Source organism: Hyunsoonleella aquatilis, assembly GCF_014270105.1.
GTDB classification, from domain to species: Bacteria; Bacteroidota; Bacteroidia; order Flavobacteriales; family Flavobacteriaceae; genus Jejuia; species Jejuia aquatilis.
Window position 1 is genome coordinate 719,571 of the sequence record NZ_JACNMF010000001.1, and the last position, 17,402, is coordinate 736,972.

Below are 17,402 nucleotides of genomic sequence, written 5' to 3' on the forward strand. Positions count from 1 at the left end.
TGATGTGGACTCAAGATTATTTGAATCAAGAGACAAGATAGTCAATTATCCAATTTATCGATAAAGTTAGAGATTTTTTGTTGGATTTTTTTGATTCTTGTTTCAAATTCATCAAACTTATCTTCAGGGATGAATTTTAGATTTTTGCAAACGATGATTTGAGTTTCCCATTCAAAAGCTGACCCAAGACTATCTTCTAAAAACTTTATAAAATGTTTGTCACTTCTTTTGCTACTGCCCTCGGCGATATTTGACGCAATGGAAACACAACATCTGTTTAACTGACTTCGCAGACCGAATTTTTCATAGTCCGGTAGAGTAGAAGTGAATTTATAATTATCGGTAATTAATTCAACGCTTTCTTGCCAAATTTGCAGATTTTTAAAATTATGCCTTTTCATTCTTTTCGTTATATCTTGTTTCCTGTTTCCAAAAATCTTGTTTCAATTCATTTAAGTGCTTCTTGTATCGCATTATCAAACAATTCCGCCAGAGAAATTCCTGCCACTTGGGCTTGTTGTGGCAGGATACTTTCTTTGGTCAATCCAGGGACGGTATTGATTTCCAAAAGGTGCGGTTCGCCGTCCTTAAAAATATATTCGCTTCTGGAAAAGCCTTTCAATTTTAGAATTTCATATACTTTTTTTGCTAAAACAGTGACTTTTATTTCCTCTTCGGCAGTCAATCTGGCGGGGGTAATTTCTTGGGATTTTCCCAGATATTTGGCTTCATAATCGAAAAAATCATTCTCTGAAACGATTTCGGTGATGGGCAATACTTTGGTTTCGCCTTTGTAGGTGATGACTCCAACGGAAACTTCGGTGCCGTCTAAAAACGATTCGATAATAATTTCATCGTCTTCCTTGAATGCCACGTTAATGGCATTTTGTAAATCTTCTTTTTTGTGGACTTTGGTCACACCAAAACTGCTTCCGGCTTTATTGGCCTTTACAAAACAGGGTAAGCCAACTGTTTTTATAATTGCAGATTCATCGACTGTATCGCCCAAATTCAAATAATAGGATTCTGCGGTTTTGATGCCGTAGGGTTTTAAAATGCTTAAACAATCCCGCTTGTTGAATGTTACGGATGCTTGGTACATGGGGCAACTGGTGTGGGGAATGCCCAACAGTTCAAAATAGCCTTGCATAAAACCGTCTTCACCGGGGGAACCATGGATGGCGTTGAATACACAGTCAAAAGTGATGTTGAAGCTATCCACATTTATGGAAAAATCGTTTTTGTCAATAGGGTACTCCATATCATCCTCGTCCACATACACCCATTTATCCTTAAAAATATGGACGCGATAGGGGTTGTATTTATTTCTGTCGAGAGTTTGGTAAACCACGTTTCCGCTGGTTAATGAGATTTGGTATTCGCTGGAATAGCCTCCCATGATGATGGCTATGTTTTTTTTCATTTATAGTCGTTTAATACGCGTTAAAGCTTGAATGATTGTTCGGTGGCTTCTTGGAACGTTCTGCACCCGCGTTAGGGATTGAACGGTTTGTTTGAAATCCCCGACGCAGGAGGGATTGAGCAGTGAAAGCCCGACCTCCCGATAGCTATCGGGAGTAGTAACGCCCAAATAATTGACATTAAAAAAACGAATGTTGCTTGCTACAACCAAACTGGAACAATAACTCGTACTTATTTATAGTTAAGCTAAAGTATCATATAAATCGCAAAAGAAAAAACTGTTGTTTATATTTGCCTAATCCAAAAATCGACAAATGAGTTTCTTTAAGTTTTTGTTCAGTAAAACGTTTTTAAAGCAGTTAGGTTTGGCCATTGTGGCCTTGGTGGTGCTGTGTTTTATCATGTTGAAGTGGTTAAAATCTACGACCAATCATGGTGAGTTTGAGACTGTTCCGGATTTAACGGGGAAATCGTTGAGTGTGGCGGAAATAGAACTGGACGAGAATAATTTGGTGATGCAGATACAGGATTCGGCGAATTTTAATCCGGATTACCCGAAATTTTCTGTGATTGAACAGGAGCCTGTTGCCGGCACTAAAGTGAAGGAAGACCGGAAAATATACTTGACATTAAACCCGTCTGGCTATAGAAAAGTGGAGGTGCCTGATTTAAAGGAGCGCACCTTTAGACAGGCTAAACCGCACTTGGAAGCGCTTGGGTTTAGTGTTGGGAAAATCACCTATGTGGATAATTTGGGGAAGGACATTGTGTTGCAGTTAAAGTATGACGGGAAAACGCTGAACCCGGGTGAAAAACTGTCAAAAACTTCAAAAATTGATGTGGTTTTGGGTAACGGAAGGCGTCCGTAAAACCGTCTTTAAACTGATGCATTGCCATGGAAGATTTCGGCCCGCAATTACCTGAAGAGGATAACCTTCACGAACATTACACTTTTACAGTAGGTAAGGGGCAATCGCCTTTACGTGTTGATAAGTATTTGATTGATCGCATCGAAAACATGACGCGCAACAAAATCCAAAATACGGCCAAAAATGAAGGTGTTTTGGTGAACGGCACGCCCGTGAAATCTAATTATAAGGTGAGGCCGAATGACCAGATACAGGTCATGTTTGCGCACCCCACTTACGAAGGATTGTTGGTGGGCGAAGATATTCCTTTGGATATTGTTTATGAAGATGAGGAAGTGCTTGTGGTGAACAAACCTGCAGGCATGGTGGTGCATCCGGGGCATGGTAATTACTCGGGGACTTTAATTAATGCGTTGATTCATCGTTTTGAAAATTTGCCGAATAATTCTAGTGAACGCCCAGGTTTAGTGCATCGAATTGATAAAGATACTAGCGGACTTTTGGTGGTTGCCAAAACTGAACATGCGATGGCGCATTTGTCTTTACAATTTGCTGAAAAAACTAGTGAGCGCGAATATGTAGCCTTGGTTTGGGGTAATGTTGATGCCGATGAAGGCAGGGTAGAAGGCAATATTGGTCGCCACCCAAAAAACCGATTGCAAAACACCGTGTTTTCAGAGGATGACGCCGAAAAGGGCAAACCCGCTGTAACGCATTATAAAGTATTGGAGCGTTTGGGCTATGTTACTTTGGTGGCCTGTAAATTAGAAACGGGACGTACGCATCAAATCCGTGTTCATATGAAACATATTGGGCATACGCTTTTTAATGATGACCGGTATGGTGGCAATGCTATTCTTAAAGGCACTACGTTTACGAAGTACAAACAGTTTGTAGAGAATTGTTTTAAGGTTTTACCTCGACAAGCGCTTCACGCCAAAACTCTTGGTTTTGAGCATCCAAAAACTGGTGAGTTTATGCGTTTTGAAACACCTGTTCCTGAGGATATGGAAAGATGTATTGAGAAGTGGCGCAACTATTCCACGTATCAATCAAATACCTAACTACTTTTTAATTAACTCTTCAACGGTATAGGTAATTATAGGTTTAGATTTGCCTTTTACCATGGCAGGTTTCATTTTTTTAAGGATAAATCTTTCGTCAAGTTCTTTTTTGATGTCTTCCGTAATTAAAATATCAGATTGGAATTCTCGAGTGAGTGCCTCTACCCGTGCTGCCACATTTATAGGGTCGCCCACTACACCAAATTTGCTTAATTCATAATTGCCCATTACGCCTGCCAATACTTTTCCTTTGTGGATTCCTATGCCAAATGAAAGTTCGGGGAATGATTTGGCGCGAAGCTCTTTGTTATATTCTTTTAAGGCTTCTCTCATTTCCAAAGCAGCTTTAACAGCATCCTGACTTTGCCACGGATTGTTTTTAAGGGCTCCAAAAAGGGACAGAATGCCGTCTCCAATTAATTCGGTTACCTGCCCGTGATGTTTTGTTAGCACCTTGCTCATACATCTAAAATACCCGTTAAGGACAGTGACCACAACCGTGGGGTCCATTTCTTCACACATTTTTGTAAAACCTTTCAGGTCAGCGAAGAGGACCGTAACCGGTCTGTTGGTCGGCTTAAATACATCGTTGGAATCACTTAAATGCTCAATAACTTCTTCTGGGGTAAACCTGCCAAAATGAACTTGAAGCCTTTCCAATTTTTGATTGGTATGGTCCAACAGCTTTTCTAGCTTTTTGTTTTTTTTTCTCTGGCGTAATATTATGGAAATGAAAACGGCAATTAGTGCAGTCGGGATCAAGATGTAGTATAGCATATTCATTAGCCGAGTAATACTGCAAGTCTCACTGTTGAATTTGCTAGCGATGCCACACCGATGGCTTCCAGCATCTTGGTTTCTCCAACCTCATTGGCCAGCTCCCTCACCCGAGATTGCATTGGTCCATTTTGAAAGTGAATGGTCTCTCTGGTCCATGATAATATTTTTTCTTCATTTTCATCTAAATATGGTGATGATAAAGTGGATAAAGCCATATTAAATTCGTCCTCGGTAAAACCGCATGCCAATGCCATTGAGTGCGTTTCAGCCATGCAAAACTCACACTCCAAACTGTTGGCCACAACGGCAAACATTAAAACTTTTAGTTTGTCGGATAATACCTCTGAGTCGAGGGCGCCTTGTAACGCATCATTCATGGCTTTTGCCGCAGGTAGTCCAATTAATTTTTGCACCACCCCGGGAAAGGAATTTGGGTCACCATCAAGTTTGCCAGTTTCTGTCCATCCAATACTGCGTAGCTTCCAGCCAAAAAGGGGTCTTAGTAATTTGCCCAGAAAAGATGAAGGTAATCGCTCTAAGCCATTCATCGGAGGTATGGCAATGAAAGTAGAAACTCTGTTCATGAAGCAATGGTTGGTTATCAAATACGCCATTTCGGCCACTTGCAGTTTAGTATATCCCAAACGGAGCAATTCATCCCGGTCTTTTTTGGGCGGTTTGGGGTTGGACCTAGCGAGGTTTCTGCAAAACCGAATAAAAACCTTTTCCTTTTCATCAAGCTCCGCCATCTGGGCATTCCGTTCAATATTACTTATCATTTTTTCGGAATACCCCCAAAGGCGCAACCAAGATCTGGCAACGCCATAGCAGTATCTACAGGCATTCTCCTGAGCGGCAACCAATCCACATATGTCAGCAAGTTTTCTCGGAAAAGCCTGCGCTTCATACCGTGGCCATTTTAAAACTACCTCTCTTAGCCATGGGCTTCTGGAAGTGCGCATGTGAATGTCCATCACCCGGCCTAAATCAGCCTTTACTGCCTTTTCCCATTCGGTATCGCGAAAAACTGCTAAGGTAGGTTCGCTCCATTCAATGTCATCTAATACTTCTGCCATAGAGACGAATTTAGCCAAATTTTGTCATCAAATCAAACTGGGGACTTTTATGGCCAAAATTTATGGATGAGTTTATTATACCGTTAATAAGTCTGCTTAGTTTTTTAAAAGATGCATAACAGGGGCTGAACTTCTCTAATTATTTAGGTGTTTTAACAATGCTTTTATCCCAAATTCAGGACTCGTAAATACTCCTTTGTCAATATCTTTCAAATAGCCTTTTGCCCCGGCCATGGATGCCTGAGCTAAAAAAAACACATCGGCCTCCGCTACTTTGGCCTCAATAGTTTCCGCAATGCCTCTTTCATAGCTTTCTAAGTTTCCTTCCTCAAAATGTGTCCAGAATCTGGAGCAATCGCAGTTTACTATTTCAATGTCCTTGTGTTTTTCATTGGCAATTTTGATCATCAGGTCCTCGCTGACCGTTTTGGTGGAATTGGCAGTATAAACCAGCCCAATTTTTGTGTAATTATCCACCAAATATTCTATGATAGGCTTATCGATTCTAAAAACATCTGGGAATTTATCACTTTCGGCCCCATAGGTAGAGCAGGTGCAGATGATAATTGAGGGGTTGTCCTTTTTAATGGATTCAATTTCCTTTTCAAATTGTAAAGTATCTGTAATCCCAGTTTCCAAGGCGCTATCCAAAATATCTTTGTTTACATAATGCTTTATCTTCAACGATTTATCTTGAGCCCGAACTAAGGCTTCAAAGTTAGAAATATGAGCTTTATTGGTATGTAAAAATGCTATCATTTGCGAGTTTCAATTATTGAATAACAAATCTAATCCAAAACCTTCAAAGTATCAATTCAGCCTATAACTTCATTATAAATATTTTTGATGTTGCATTTATAAAATGAGCAGGTAATTGTAAATTTGAAAAAATGAAAAATAAAACTGCATGAAACTTGTTATTTCACCGGCTAAGTCCCTGGATTTTGAAACTGAGTTGCCCACAGAAAGATACACCGAACCTAGGTTTTTAAAACAATCGGAACGTTTAAATAAGCTGTTAAAGAAAAAATCGGCAAAAAGCTTATCAAAATTGATGAGCATTTCTGATGCATTGGGGCAGTTGAATTATGAGCGTAACCAATCCTGGGAATTGCCCTTTACCCAAAACAATGCGCGGCCTGCTATATTTGCATTTAACGGGGACGTATACCGTGGTTTGGATGCCTACACTATTCCTGAGGAGAAATTAGATGTGATGGAAGATAGTGTACGTATTCTGTCAGGTTTATATGGATTGCTAAAACCAACAGATTTAATTCAGCCCTATCGATTGGAAATGGGTACAAGAATGCCCGTTGGTGTAAAAAAGAATCTCTACGAATTCTGGAAAAAAGACATCACTACTGCTCTAAACGACGAATTGGAAGACGGCGAGCTATTTCTGAATCTTGCAAGTAACGAATACTTCAAGGCCATTGATGAAAAAGCACTTAAAGAGCCAGTGATTACTGCAAATTTTAAAGATTTTAAAAACGGACAGTATAAGGTCATCTCGTTCTTTGCTAAAGAAGCGCGCGGTGCCATGGCCAGATATATAATAGATACGAATGCCCAAACCATCGAAGATGTAAAAGGTTTTAATTATATGGGTTACGGGTTTAGTGCGGAGATGTCTTCAGATACCGATTTGGTTTTTATAAGATAGGTTTAAATTTAAGAAGCTCCCATGTCAACTAGGAAAGAAAAGACATCTGAAAATAAACAGTTTTCACTAAGTTTGATTTTAATCTAAGCTTGTTTATGTGGTATTACTTAATTATAGCTCTCCAAGGATTTTGTATTTATCACGCCATCAAAAATAGAAGTCCTTTCTACTGGATATTCATTATATTTTTCCTGTCCTTAATTGGATGTATAATATACATTATTACCCAAGTTTATAACAAACGGGATGCTGAAAAAATCACTTCGGAAATCACCCACATCATCAACCCCACGAAAAAGATTAAGGAATTAGAAAGGCAGTTGGCGTTTTCAGATTCCTATCAAAATAGGGTGAATCTTGCGGATGCACATTTAGAAAATAATGATTTTCAAAATGCCATAAAACATTATAAAGAAGCATTGGATGGTAACTTCCAAAATGATTTTTATGTGATCAAAAATATGATAGAAGCCTTTCATCAAATGGAAGATTATAAAAATGTGGTCAATTACGGTGAACAGATTGCATCACATCCAGAGTTTGCAAAATCGAGGACACAGTTTTTATATGGTTTGGCATTGGAAAAAGAAGGTGATTTAGCTGAAGCTGAAGAAAATCTTAGTGCCATCGATATTCGATTCTCTTTTTATAAGGAAAGGTTAGTTTATGCCAATTTTTTGTTGAAGCATAACAAAACAGAACAGGCAAAAGAAATCTTGGAGGACTTAATTTCAGAAGGCCAGCACATGACAAAACCCAATAAAAGGCTTTACGGTAATACCATTGCCGAGGCTTCTAAAGTGCTTAAGGAATTGTAGTTATTTAGGTTTTGCCTTGTTGCCAACACTTATTTTTTGTTCCACGCTTGGTTTCTTCTTAATTCGAGGTCGTCTTGCACCAAAAGTGCCCCTGTTAATTTTACCGCGCTTTGTTTTTTTATCACCTTTTCCCATAATTTCTTTTATTTTAGTCTGAAAAGAATATAATAATTTAAGCACTTAAAGTCAAGTTTTTTGTTTCTCCATCGGCACCCATATCCGCCTTTTATTCAGAATATTACCAAAAAGCTAATCGTTGGCACCTTACCACCACCAAGATTTTCAACAGGTGAACTTTTGGATAAGGATGTTGATTTTTGCTATGGGAGTTATTACAATTCACTTTGGCTGTATATTGATAAAATCCATGATTTGAATTTACGTTTTGACAATTCTATGGAGGCCGTTCAACAGCGAAAGGATTTTCTAATCCAACATAAAATAGGTGTTTGCGATATTGTTGAAAGTGCAGAACGTGATAAAATTGATGCCTCGGATTTGGGAATGACCAATATTACACTGCGTGATGTGATCGGTTACTTGAAACAATATCCAAGTATTGAAACGATTTTATTTACGGGAGGCAACAGTAAAAACGGACCCGAATATTTCTTTAGAAAACACATAAAAGATTACGGGATAAAACTAGAATTGTTGTCAAATGAAATTCCAAGAATTCATCAGTTTATAATTTGTCATTCAGAACGAAGTGAAGAATCTCGAATTATCAAAACCGTATCACTAACCTCTCCATCGGGTTCTGCAAATCGGGCTATAGGCAGTATTCCATTGTACAAACAATTAAAAGCTAAAAACCCAAAATTTACTACGTTTGATTTTAGGGTAATACAGTATCGTGAGTTTTTTTTGTAATTGTGAGCGCTACAACTACGCCTCTTAATTAGTAAACACCTCTTATATGTTCATGAACTTTTTCATTATAAAAATGCTTTAAATCTTGCACTAATTGCTCGGGAAGAGAAGGCAAACTACTTGTTTTTGAGTTTTGAATAACATGTTTTGTAGAGCTCGCCCCTGGAATAATGGTTGTTACTTCTTTATGATCCAAAATCCATCTAAGCGATAGTTCTGCTAAAGTCATACCATCCGGACAAAAGCTTTTTAGGTCTTCTGATAAGGTAACACCAGTTTCAAAAGGCAAACCGGCAAATGTTTCACCTACATTAAAAGCTTCTCCATTTTTGTTATAATTTCTATGATCATCTTTTGGGAATTGTGTGTTTGCATTAAACTTACCACTTAGCAAACCACTTGCCAATGGCAAGCGAACAATTATACCAACCCCTTTTTTGGAGGATTCTGGCAATAATTCTGTAACCAATTTTTGTCTGAAAATATTAAAGATAACCTGTAGCGATTGGAGTTCGTCTTGATCCAAACAAATCAGTCCTTGTTTAACACTTTCTACACTTGCGCCAAAATGAGCTATTTTGCCCTCTTTTTTTAATACTCTTAACCAATCAAAAATAGCACCATTTTCTAGAGCTTCGGTTGGTATACAATGTAGCTGTAGAAGATCTATGCACTCAATATTTAAACGTTTTAAGGCGTTTTCAACAGAGTTTCTCAGTGCCTTTTCTGTATAATTATTAGGAAAAACATTTGCACTTCGCCCAAATTTAGTTGCAATTTTTACATTTCTAGAAGATGATTTAAGAAATTCTCCAATCAAAGTTTCACTTCTTCCATCGCCATACACATCGGCAGTATCAAAAAAATTAACCCCATTATTTATGGCTTCATCCAGAATATCAAATGCTTTTGTTTTATCTATTGCAGTGCCCCAATCTGCACCTAATTGCCAGCATCCTAACCCGACTTCACTTACATTAAATCCATCATTTCCTAACTGTCTTTGTTTCATGAAGTGTTTTATCTTTTTTGCAAATTTAAGTATTCACAATTAATCTTAAAATTAGATGTACCTTTGCACCTTTAATTAGAAGGGGATAGAATGCACTATGTTTTGTTATCTCAAACGTCCATTTGGACCTTCGTAAACACAATATATGTCATTTCAATCTTTAGGCTTATCCGAAGCCTTGCTAAAAGCAGTTAGCAAAAAAGGATATACTGCCCCCAGTCCAATTCAACAAAAAGCAATTCCACCAGTTTTAGAAGGTAAAGATGTATTAGCATCAGCGCAAACAGGAACAGGAAAAACAGCAGGTTTTACTTTACCATTATTGCATTTGCTTTCTGAAAATCCTAAACAGAAATACAGACCCATTCGTGCTTTAATTTTAACACCAACGCGAGAATTGGCAGCGCAAGTTTATGCGAATGTTAAGGAATATAGTGAGTTTTTAAATTTACGTTCGGCGGTTATTTTTGGAGGTGTCAATCAAAAACCACAGGTAGCAACTATGCGAAGAGGCGTGGATGTTTTAGTGGCAACACCAGGACGTTTATTAGATTTACAAAATCAAGGATTGCTATCTATAAAACGCATAGAGATTTTTGTTTTGGATGAAGCCGATAGAATGTTGGATATGGGCTTTTTAAGAGATATTGAAAAGGTTATTAGTTTGATGCCCGATAGACGCCAAAACTTGATGTTTTCAGCAACCTTCTCAAGGGATATCAAGAAATTGGCCCATGGTATTTTAAACAGTCCTGTACAAGTTGAAGCAACTCCTGAGAATACTACGGTAGAAGCTATTGCCCAAAAAGTATATCGTGTTGCTAAAGGCAAAAAAACAGGATTGATTATTAAGTTGATTTCTGAAGGTAACTGGAAACAGGTTTTAGTGTTTACACGAACTAAACACGGTGCGAATAGACTGTGTGAGAAAATGGTAAAAGCGGGCATTACGGCGGCAGCCATCCATGGCAATAAAAGTCAGGGTGCAAGAACAAAGGCATTGGCTGGTTTTAAAAATGGGCACGTCCGTGTTTTGGTGGCTACTGATATTGCCGCTCGTGGACTGGATATTCCATTATTGCCACATGTTATAAATTTTGAATTGCCTAATATCTCCGAAGATTACGTACATAGAATTGGTAGAACGGGCAGGGCAGGAGCAAGTGGTGAAGCCTTATCGTTGGTGAGTGCCGATGAAACCACTTTCTTAAGGGATATTGAAAAGTTGATTGAAATGAAATTGCCAGTTCAAATTATTGAAGGATTTGAACCCGATCCTAATGCATCAACAGCACCAATAAAACAAGGACAAGGACGGCAAAACCGAAATCGTAGAAATTCAAATAATTCAAGGAATTCTAACAGGAATAACAAATCTAGACGCCCAAAACGTAACAACGATAGACGGAATTAAACTTTTATGCAGAAGGTTTTAAAAGATAAGATTATTGAAGTCTGTGATAAAAAGATAGCTTTAAAAGATGAAAATGTGGGCGTTTCATTTTATGCGTTTTTCAAAAACGAAAATGACAACCCCGAGTTATTAATGGAAGTAGCTACTTGGTGGATTAAGACCCATAAGTTAAATCATTTTGAAAAGGCTGTGAAGATTAAAGCACTTGTGGAAAAACTATAATGGAATCTCAACCGAATAATCCACTTCACGGTATTAAACTCGAACAAATTATTAATGATTTGGTGGAACGCTATGGTTGGGAATATATGGGCCATACCATAAAAATTAGATGCTTTACAGATAATCCCTCCGTTAAATCGAGTTTAAAGTTTTTGCGTCGCACACCATGGGCCAGGGCTAAAGTAGAAAATATGTATCTAAACATGTTAAACAGCAGGAGATAAAAATAGAAAAGCTCAAGCGTATGCTTGAGCTTTTCTATATAGTGAAGAGAAAAGATTCTTATTTATTTTTCTTGCCCTTTCCTTTGCCCCAGTTTTCTTTTAATTCCTCTAGAGTTAAAGCGCCGTTTCCGTCAGCATCTAATTTTGCATAATTTTTTTCCAAACGATCAACGGGCACTTCCTTTTTTCTTTTGGCCGATTTAAACTCTTCTAAAGAGATTGATCCATTTTTATCGGCATCAAATCTTTTAAACATTTTCTCAAAGTTTGGCCCTTGTTTTTCTTGGGCAGATGTTGTAAAAGAAATGGATAAGAAACCCAGAGTTAAAACAGATAATTTTAAGGTGTTAAATTTCATTTTATGAATTTTAAATTAATTGTAATACCTATGACTATGTTTTTTCAAAAAGGTTTAATTAAAGGCATAATTATTTTAAAATTGAATGCACGAAATCTTTAATAGCTTTTGGTCCGTTTGCTTTAAGAAACTTTACAAAAGCACTACCAATAATAGCGCCTTTGGCGTGTTTAGTAGCTTGAGTAAAAGTATCATTGTTACTAATGCCGAAACCGATAACCTGAGGGTTTTTTAAATTCATTTTGGCAATGCGTTCGAAATACTCGGTTTGTTCATCACCAAAACCAGATTTCGCTCCAGTGGTACTCGCACTGCTCACCATATAGATGAATCCGTTTGAAATGGAATCGATATATCGAATACGTTCATCGCTGGTTTGTGGGGTAATTAAAAAGACATTAATCAGTCCGTATTTTTCAAAAATAGATTGGTAATTTTCATGATACACATCCACAGGTAAATCGGGAATAATCAAGCCGTCAATGCCCAACTCCTGACACTTTTTACAAAATGCCTCCACGCCATATTGAAACATCGGGTTAAAATACCCCATAATAATTAATGGAATAGATACGGTTTTGCGGATATCCTTTAACTGGTTAAACAGCACCTCAGAAGTCATCCCGTTTTTTAGGGCAGCAGTGGAACTATCTTGAATGGTTGGGCCATCGGCTAATGGGTCGCTAAACGGTAGCCCAATTTCAATCATATCTACCCCATTTTTTTCCAAATCTTGAATGATTGGAACAGTATCATCAATATTTGGATATCCTGCTGTGAAATATATAGATAAAAGTTTTTTGTTTTCCTGTAACTTACTTTGAATACGATTCATCATAATTTTATTTGGGCGTTACCCACAAGGGGTCGGGCTTTCGCGAGTCGCTCTCTGCGAGGAGCTCCAACAATCGCTCAATCCCTAACGCATACGTCTGTAATTTAAATTTTGAAATACTCAATATAATTTTCTAAATCCTTATCGCCACGGCCAGACAAACTAACCACAATGACGTCATCTGGTTTAAATGTGCGCTGTTCAAAAATGGCAAGCGCATGCGAACTTTCAATAGCTGGAATGACGCCCTCCAATTTACAAAGCTCCAAACCAGCATTCATGGCCTGGTCATCGGTAATGGACATAAATTCTGCACGGCCGGTTTTACATAAATGCGCATGCATAGGGCCAACACCAGGATAATCCAATCCGGCCGAAATGGAATAAGGCTCGGTAATTTGTCCGTCTTTAGTTTGCATCAAAAGCGTTTTACAACCGTGGATGATACCTTCTTTTCCAAGCACAGAAGTGGCAGCACTTTCACCAGAATCTACGCCTAAACCAGCGGCTTCAACAGCAATAATGCCAACATCAGGTTCATGTAAATAATGGTAATAGGTGCCTGCTGCATTGCTGCCACCACCAATACAAGCTACTAAGTAGTCTGGGTTTTCTCTTCCTTCCTGCTCTCTTAATTGCCATTTGATTTCTTCTGAGACAACGGCCTGAAACCTGGTGACCATATCCGGATACGGATGCGGACCAATGGCCGAACCAATAATATAATGGGTGTTTACTGGGTTATTTATCCAATCGCGAATGGCTTCATTTGTAGCATCTTTTAAGGTACGACTTCCAGATAAAGCTGGTACCACTTTGGCGCCAAGCATTTTCATTCTGGCTACATTCGGGGCCTGTCTTGCAATGTCAATTTCTCCCATGTAAACGATACATTCCAATCCCATTAATGCACAAACGGTAGCCGTGGCCACACCATGTTGCCCGGCACCAGTTTCGGCAATAATTCGGGTTTTGCCCAAACGTTTCGCCATTAAAATCTGACCGATGGTGTTGTTGATTTTGTGGGCACCAGTGTGGTTTAAATCCTCTCGTTTTAAATAGATTTTTGCATTGTATTTTTCTGAAAGGCGTTTTGCAAAATAAAGAGGCGAAGGCCGTCCCACATAATCTTTTAAAAGTTGGTCAAACTCCTTTTGGAAATCTGGTTCGGCCATAACTTTAAGGTAGTTTTGGCGTAATTCTTCTACATTAGGATAAAGCATTTCTGGAATGAATGCACCCCCAAATTCGCCGTAGTAGCCTTTTTCATCTACATTATAATTCATTGTTTTTCTGTTCTTCAATTTATTAACGAACTCTCTTAAATTTGAAACACTTTTTAGCCCGGGTTCGGTTTCAAATTTACTATTTACATCAATGGCGTAGCAGTATTTTGAGGCGTCGCTTGTTTGAAATTTTTTGATATCCTCCATTTGGTCCAATCCAATACCGCCACTTAAAAAGAAGGATTTTGTCGATGGATAATCGTTTAAAACACTCCAGTCGAATTGATAACCATTGCCTCCGGGAAGTTTGCCTTTGGTGTCAAATAAGAAGTAATCGCAAATATTTTCATAATCCTCTAAAACACCAAAATTAAATTCATCTTTTATTGAAAATACCTTAATGATTTCGACAGGTTTTGAAAGCATCTTTGTAGACCTCAAAATACTGCAATAATAAGGTGATTCTTCCCCATGCAACTGCACAGCGTCCAATTTAAATTCATTTACCTTTTCAACAACTTTGGTAAGTTCCTCATTTACAAAAACCCCAACTTTTTTAATGTCTTTAGAAATCTCAGGAATTTTTGTGTCAAAGTGGCGAGGCGAATCTTCATAAAAAATAAAACCCATATAATCAGGTTGCAACCCAGCAACCTGTTGGATGTTATCTTCGTATTTCATACCGCATACTTTAATCCTCACCCTAGCCCTCTCCTGAGGAGAGGGAACCTGTTGCGTTGTATTTTGTTTTTCTTTATTCATAACTATTTTCATTTTCCGTTTGAGTAAGCATCCTCACCCTTTGGGGGAGCCTGCCTGCCGGCAGGCAGGTTAGAGGGGGCTTTAGCTAGAGGAGGCTTTTTATAAATTCTGTTGCGCTTTCTCCCGGATTATCTGTTTTCATAAAGTTTTCGCCAATTAAAAACCCTTGGTAGCCGTATGGGCGTAATTCCTTAATGGCTTCAATATTGCTTATGCCACTTTCAGAAACTTTTACAAAATCATCTGGTATGATTGAACTTAAGCTTTTACTGGTTTCCAAACTCACTTCAAAGGTTTTTAAGTTTCGATTATTTACGCCCAACATATCTAAACTTGGCATTACAGATTTGTACAATTCTTCCTCATTGTGGACTTCTAAAAGGACATCCAAATTCAGGCCCTTTGCAAATTCTGAAAACAACTTGATTTCATCTCTTGAAAGTATGGCCGCAATAAGTAAAATAACATCTGCACCATGCGCTTTAGCTTCCAAGATTTGGTATTCGTCAATGATGAATTCTTTTCTCAGCAATGGTAAATTGCAGCTGGCCCGGGCAGTAAGTAAGTCGTCCAACGAACCACCAAAATATTTGCCATCAGTTAAGACAGACATGCCACAAACCCCAGCGTCCTCATATCCCTTGGCCACATCCTGAACGTTCAATCCGTTATTGATGACTGATTTTGATGGCGATCGTCTTTTGTGCTCGGCAATGATTCCAGATTTGCTATGGCGTAAATTGTTTACTAGAGAAATTGTTTGTCTTTCAAATAAAACGGATTGTTCTAATTGAGATGTTGGAATTAGGCTTTTCCTAAGGGTAACCTCGTTTCTTTTATCTAGCGTTATTTTATCTAATATATTCATGTTTTTCTTTTATGTTCATTTTGCCTTGATGCAAAACGAACCAAAAAATCAAATCAATCTGAGGAAATTGCTAAAGCACCATTCGCTTTCGAAACTCCATGCCTGAAGCTCCGCTTCGCACTTCCGTTTTTTCGCTCATTATTTCTGCAGATTGATGATTCCGATTGCATCGGAACTTGGGACTTGACTTTCTGCTATTTTATTTTTTACTTTCAAATTAATCTTAAATCTTCATAACTCATAACTCATAACTTCTATCGACTAAGTTCTATCAACTTATCTAAACATACTTTTGCCTTTCCTGAGGCTAATGACTCTTTCGCCATTTCAAAACCTTCCTGATGCGAAATTTGCTTTGCAGTCGCAATCGCTAATCCAGCGTTGGCACAAACCACATTATTTTGTGATTCGGTGCCTTTTCCTGAAATGATGTCAACGAATATTTTCGATGCATCTTGAACGGTGTCACCACCGTAAATGGCGTCTTGTTTTACCTTAGGAAGTCCTATGTCTTCAGGTGAAAACAGTTTTTCGGAATGATTTGAAACAATTTTTGCTTTTCCTGTTAAAGAGATTTCATCATAGCCATCCAAGGCATAAACGATGCTATAATTCATATCTGTATTTTGATAGATAAAACTATAGAGGCGCAACAATTCTAAACTAAAAACACCTAAAGATTGATGCTTTGGAAATGAGGGGTTTACCATAGGCCCCAACATGTTAAAAAATGTTTTTACACCGAGTTCTCTTCTAATAGGCGCAACATTTTTCATGGCGGGATGGAACAAGGGGGCATGCAAAATGCAAATCCCCGCTTTATCTAAACATTGCTTTAAAAAATCCTCATCGTTAGAAAATTTCACACCCAAGTTCTCCATCACATTTGATGAGCCAGAAGTTGATGATACGCCATAATTTCCATGCTTTGAAACATTAACCCCGGCTCCTGCAGTTACAAAAGATGATAGGGTAGATATATTAAAGGTGTTTTTTCCATCACCGCCTGTTCCCACAATATCGATGGCGTTATAGTCTTTTAAATCTACTGCAACACAAAGTTCTAACAGGGCATTTCTGAAACCCGTTAATTCTTCAATAGTAATGCTTCGCATCATATACACCGAAAGAAAACATGCAATTTGGCTGGGGTTGTACATATCGTTAGATATGTTTACAATAACCTGTTTAGCCTCTTCGGTTGTGATAGTTTCGTGGTCGATGAGTCTGTTTAAAATGTCTTTCATAAGCCTCTCCCTAACCCTCTCCAAAAGAGAGGGAATTGTTACTGTTATCTTTTTTATATGTTTGAGTAAGCACTGCTTACTGCCACTGCAAACTGCTTACTAATTATTTACCCAATTCTCTAAAATTTTCTTCCCATCTGGTGTTAAAACCGATTCTGGATGGTACTGCACACCTCTTACATCGTACTCCTTGTGACGCAGTGACATTACTTGTCCGTTAGCATCAAAGGAAGTAGCTTCCAAACTACTTGGTAAATCCGGACTTACCACCCAAGAATGGTAACGGCCAACTTCAATATCCTTCTTCAAACCCTTGAAAATATATTCGTCGTCAACACTAATGGTAACGTTTGTGGCAACGCCGTGATAGACTTCATCCAAGTTCACCAATTTGCCACCAAAAACTTCACCAATGGCCTGCTGGCCCAAACACACGCCAAAAATGCTTTTTGTGGAAGCATATTTTTCAATTATTGCCTTTAATAAACCCGCTTCATCAGGAATGCCCGGACCTGGAGACAATACTATTTTGTCATACGGCTCAACATCCTCTAGAACTAATTTATCGTTTCGAACAACGGTTACATCACAATTTAAATCTTCTAAATAGTGTACCAAATTATAGGTGAAACTGTCGTAATTATCAATGACTAATACTTTTTTCAT

21 protein-coding genes and 1 pseudogene are annotated in these 17,402 nt (G+C 38.2%); 8 read left to right on the forward strand and 14 right to left on the reverse strand.

Annotation, left to right across the window (positions count from 1 at the left end; translation table 11 throughout):
* Nucleotides 1–41 precede the first annotated feature (41 nt).
* Nucleotides 42–401 carry a four helix bundle protein gene (locus H7U19_RS03095; protein WP_186558626.1) on the reverse strand — a complete coding sequence of 120 codons (360 nt, stop codon included), beginning with the start codon at nt 399–401 and terminating at the stop codon, nt 42–44.
* A 47-nt stretch (nt 402–448) separates the two neighbouring features.
* On the reverse strand, nt 449–1,423 hold the full coding sequence (locus tag H7U19_RS03100) for a D-alanine--D-alanine ligase (RefSeq protein ID WP_186558629.1): 975 nt from the start codon (nt 1,421–1,423) through the stop codon (nt 449–451).
* A 313-nt stretch (nt 1,424–1,736) separates the two neighbouring features.
* Between H7U19_RS03100 and H7U19_RS03105 the strand changes: the two genes are divergently transcribed.
* Together H7U19_RS03105 and H7U19_RS03110 are read left to right on the forward strand one after the other, a co-directional pair.
* The gene (locus H7U19_RS03105) at nt 1,737–2,291 is read left to right on the forward strand and encodes a PASTA domain-containing protein (RefSeq protein WP_186558643.1); all 555 of its coding nucleotides are present in this window, start codon (nt 1,737–1,739) and stop codon (nt 2,289–2,291) included.
* Between the two features lie 26 nt (nt 2,292–2,317).
* On the forward strand, nt 2,318–3,355 hold the full coding sequence (locus H7U19_RS03110) for an RluA family pseudouridine synthase (protein ID WP_186558645.1): 1,038 nt from the start codon (nt 2,318–2,320) through the stop codon (nt 3,353–3,355).
* On the opposite strand, the gene H7U19_RS03115 is transcribed toward H7U19_RS03110, so the two are convergent.
* The 3 genes from H7U19_RS03115 to H7U19_RS03125 form a co-directional block, all read right to left on the reverse strand.
* Entirely contained in the window at nt 3,356–4,132 is a 777-nt protein-coding gene (locus tag H7U19_RS03115; RefSeq protein ID WP_186558648.1) for an adenylate/guanylate cyclase domain-containing protein, read from the reverse strand.
* A 5-nt stretch (nt 4,133–4,137) separates the two neighbouring features.
* Entirely contained in the window at nt 4,138–5,211 is a 1,074-nt protein-coding gene (locus H7U19_RS03120; RefSeq protein ID WP_186558651.1) for a carboxymuconolactone decarboxylase family protein, read from the reverse strand.
* A 135-nt stretch (nt 5,212–5,346) separates the two neighbouring features.
* The gene (locus H7U19_RS03125; RefSeq protein ID WP_186558653.1) at nt 5,347–5,970 is read right to left on the reverse strand and encodes a hypothetical protein; all 624 of its coding nucleotides are present in this window, start codon (nt 5,968–5,970) and stop codon (nt 5,347–5,349) included.
* A gap of 148 nt (nt 5,971–6,118) precedes the next feature.
* Between H7U19_RS03125 and yaaA the strand changes: the two genes are divergently transcribed.
* The gene (yaaA, locus tag H7U19_RS03130) at nt 6,119–6,877 is read left to right on the forward strand and encodes a peroxide stress protein YaaA (RefSeq protein WP_186558655.1); all 759 of its coding nucleotides are present in this window, start codon (nt 6,119–6,121) and stop codon (nt 6,875–6,877) included.
* Nucleotides 6,878–6,972: 95 nt separating this feature from the next.
* On the forward strand, nt 6,973–7,695 hold the full coding sequence (locus H7U19_RS03135; protein WP_186558657.1) for a hypothetical protein: 723 nt from the start codon (nt 6,973–6,975) through the stop codon (nt 7,693–7,695).
* On the opposite strand, the gene H7U19_RS03140 is transcribed toward H7U19_RS03135, so the two are convergent.
* A complete protein-coding gene (locus H7U19_RS03140; protein ID WP_186558660.1) occupies nt 7,696–7,830 on the reverse strand; it encodes a 30S ribosomal protein THX in 135 nt (44 codons plus the stop codon).
* Between the two features lie 60 nt (nt 7,831–7,890).
* Between H7U19_RS03140 and H7U19_RS03145 the strand changes: the two genes are divergently transcribed.
* Entirely contained in the window at nt 7,891–8,568 is a 678-nt protein-coding gene (locus tag H7U19_RS03145) for a uracil-DNA glycosylase family protein (RefSeq protein ID WP_186558663.1), read from the forward strand.
* A gap of 28 nt (nt 8,569–8,596) precedes the next feature.
* On the opposite strand, the gene H7U19_RS03150 is transcribed toward H7U19_RS03145, so the two are convergent.
* Nucleotides 8,597–9,580 carry an aldo/keto reductase gene (locus tag H7U19_RS03150; protein ID WP_186558666.1) on the reverse strand — a complete coding sequence of 328 codons (984 nt, stop codon included), beginning with the start codon at nt 9,578–9,580 and terminating at the stop codon, nt 8,597–8,599.
* A 145-nt stretch (nt 9,581–9,725) separates the two neighbouring features.
* Between H7U19_RS03150 and H7U19_RS03155 the strand changes: the two genes are divergently transcribed.
* The 3 genes from H7U19_RS03155 to H7U19_RS03165 are packed head-to-tail and all read left to right on the forward strand — an operon-like array spanning nt 9,726 to nt 11,440.
* Nucleotides 9,726–10,994: a DEAD/DEAH box helicase gene (locus H7U19_RS03155; RefSeq protein WP_186558681.1), complete on the forward strand. Its 1,269-nt coding sequence runs from the start codon at nt 9,726–9,728 to the stop codon at nt 10,992–10,994.
* Between the two features lie 6 nt (nt 10,995–11,000).
* Nucleotides 11,001–11,216 (forward strand): DUF6500 family protein, encoded by a 216-nt coding sequence (locus tag H7U19_RS03160; protein WP_186558684.1) that lies wholly within the window; start codon nt 11,001–11,003, stop codon nt 11,214–11,216.
* Nucleotides 11,216–11,440, forward strand: a complete 225-nt coding sequence (locus H7U19_RS03165; RefSeq protein ID WP_186558687.1) for a VF530 family protein — start codon at nt 11,216–11,218, stop codon at nt 11,438–11,440. The genes H7U19_RS03160 and H7U19_RS03165 overlap by 1 nt, the downstream gene beginning before the upstream one ends.
* Nucleotides 11,441–11,498: 58 nt before the next feature.
* On the opposite strand, the gene H7U19_RS03170 is transcribed toward H7U19_RS03165, so the two are convergent.
* The 7 genes and pseudogenes from H7U19_RS03170 to H7U19_RS03195 form a co-directional block, all read right to left on the reverse strand.
* Nucleotides 11,499–11,798, reverse strand: coding sequence for an EF-hand domain-containing protein (locus H7U19_RS03170; RefSeq protein WP_186558690.1), 300 nt, complete (start codon nt 11,796–11,798; stop codon nt 11,499–11,501).
* A gap of 70 nt (nt 11,799–11,868) precedes the next feature.
* Nucleotides 11,869–12,633: a tryptophan synthase subunit alpha gene (gene trpA / locus H7U19_RS03175; protein ID WP_186559876.1), complete on the reverse strand. Its 765-nt coding sequence runs from the start codon at nt 12,631–12,633 to the stop codon at nt 11,869–11,871.
* A gap of 104 nt (nt 12,634–12,737) precedes the next feature.
* Nucleotides 12,738–13,919, reverse strand: a complete 1,182-nt coding sequence (trpB, locus tag H7U19_RS17025; protein WP_343069075.1) for a tryptophan synthase subunit beta — start codon at nt 13,917–13,919, stop codon at nt 12,738–12,740.
* 33 nt (nt 13,920–13,952) lie between these two features.
* A pseudogene (locus H7U19_RS17030) lies at nt 13,953–14,633 on the reverse strand (phosphoribosylanthranilate isomerase); the annotation flags it as partial.
* A gap of 73 nt (nt 14,634–14,706) precedes the next feature.
* On the reverse strand, nt 14,707–15,489 hold the full coding sequence (gene trpC / locus H7U19_RS03185) for an indole-3-glycerol phosphate synthase TrpC (protein ID WP_186558692.1): 783 nt from the start codon (nt 15,487–15,489) through the stop codon (nt 14,707–14,709).
* Between the two features lie 254 nt (nt 15,490–15,743).
* Nucleotides 15,744–16,736, reverse strand: a complete 993-nt coding sequence (gene trpD / locus H7U19_RS03190; RefSeq protein ID WP_186558695.1) for an anthranilate phosphoribosyltransferase — start codon at nt 16,734–16,736, stop codon at nt 15,744–15,746.
* 99 nt (nt 16,737–16,835) lie between these two features.
* Nucleotides 16,836–17,402, reverse strand: coding sequence for an anthranilate synthase component II (locus H7U19_RS03195; RefSeq protein WP_186558698.1), 567 nt, complete (start codon nt 17,400–17,402; stop codon nt 16,836–16,838).

Coding starts and splice junctions, on each gene's coding strand:
- H7U19_RS03095 (WP_186558626.1), bottom strand. CDS start 401: ATGAAAAGGCATAATTTTAAAAATCTGCAAATTTGGCAAGAAAGCGTT.
- H7U19_RS03100 (WP_186558629.1), bottom strand. CDS start 1,423: ATGAAAAAAAACATAGCCATCATCATGGGAGGCTATTCCAGCGAATAC.
- H7U19_RS03105 (WP_186558643.1), top strand. CDS start 1,737: ATGAGTTTCTTTAAGTTTTTGTTCAGTAAAACGTTTTTAAAGCAGTTA.
- H7U19_RS03110 (WP_186558645.1), top strand. CDS start 2,318: ATGGAAGATTTCGGCCCGCAATTACCTGAAGAGGATAACCTTCACGAA.
- H7U19_RS03115 (WP_186558648.1), bottom strand. CDS start 4,132: ATGCTATACTACATCTTGATCCCGACTGCACTAATTGCCGTTTTCATT.
- H7U19_RS03120 (WP_186558651.1), bottom strand. CDS start 5,211: ATGGCAGAAGTATTAGATGACATTGAATGGAGCGAACCTACCTTAGCA.
- H7U19_RS03125 (WP_186558653.1), bottom strand. CDS start 5,970: ATGATAGCATTTTTACATACCAATAAAGCTCATATTTCTAACTTTGAA.
- yaaA (WP_186558655.1), top strand. CDS start 6,119: ATGAAACTTGTTATTTCACCGGCTAAGTCCCTGGATTTTGAAACTGAG.
- H7U19_RS03135 (WP_186558657.1), top strand. CDS start 6,973: ATGTGGTATTACTTAATTATAGCTCTCCAAGGATTTTGTATTTATCAC.
- H7U19_RS03140 (WP_186558660.1), bottom strand. CDS start 7,830: ATGGGAAAAGGTGATAAAAAAACAAAGCGCGGTAAAATTAACAGGGGC.
- H7U19_RS03150 (WP_186558666.1), bottom strand. CDS start 9,580: ATGAAACAAAGACAGTTAGGAAATGATGGATTTAATGTAAGTGAAGTC.
- H7U19_RS03155 (WP_186558681.1), top strand. CDS start 9,726: ATGTCATTTCAATCTTTAGGCTTATCCGAAGCCTTGCTAAAAGCAGTT.
- H7U19_RS03160 (WP_186558684.1), top strand. CDS start 11,001: ATGCAGAAGGTTTTAAAAGATAAGATTATTGAAGTCTGTGATAAAAAG.
- H7U19_RS03165 (WP_186558687.1), top strand. CDS start 11,216: ATGGAATCTCAACCGAATAATCCACTTCACGGTATTAAACTCGAACAA.
- H7U19_RS03170 (WP_186558690.1), bottom strand. CDS start 11,798: ATGAAATTTAACACCTTAAAATTATCTGTTTTAACTCTGGGTTTCTTA.
- trpA (WP_186559876.1), bottom strand. CDS start 12,633: ATGAATCGTATTCAAAGTAAGTTACAGGAAAACAAAAAACTTTTATCT.
- trpB (WP_343069075.1), bottom strand. CDS start 13,919: ATGAATTATAATGTAGATGAAAAAGGCTACTACGGCGAATTTGGGGGT.
- trpC (WP_186558692.1), bottom strand. CDS start 15,489: ATGAATATATTAGATAAAATAACGCTAGATAAAAGAAACGAGGTTACC.
- trpD (WP_186558695.1), bottom strand. CDS start 16,736: ATGAAAGACATTTTAAACAGACTCATCGACCACGAAACTATCACAACC.
- H7U19_RS03195 (WP_186558698.1), bottom strand. CDS start 17,402: ATGAAAAAAGTATTAGTCATTGATAATTACGACAGTTTCACCTATAAT.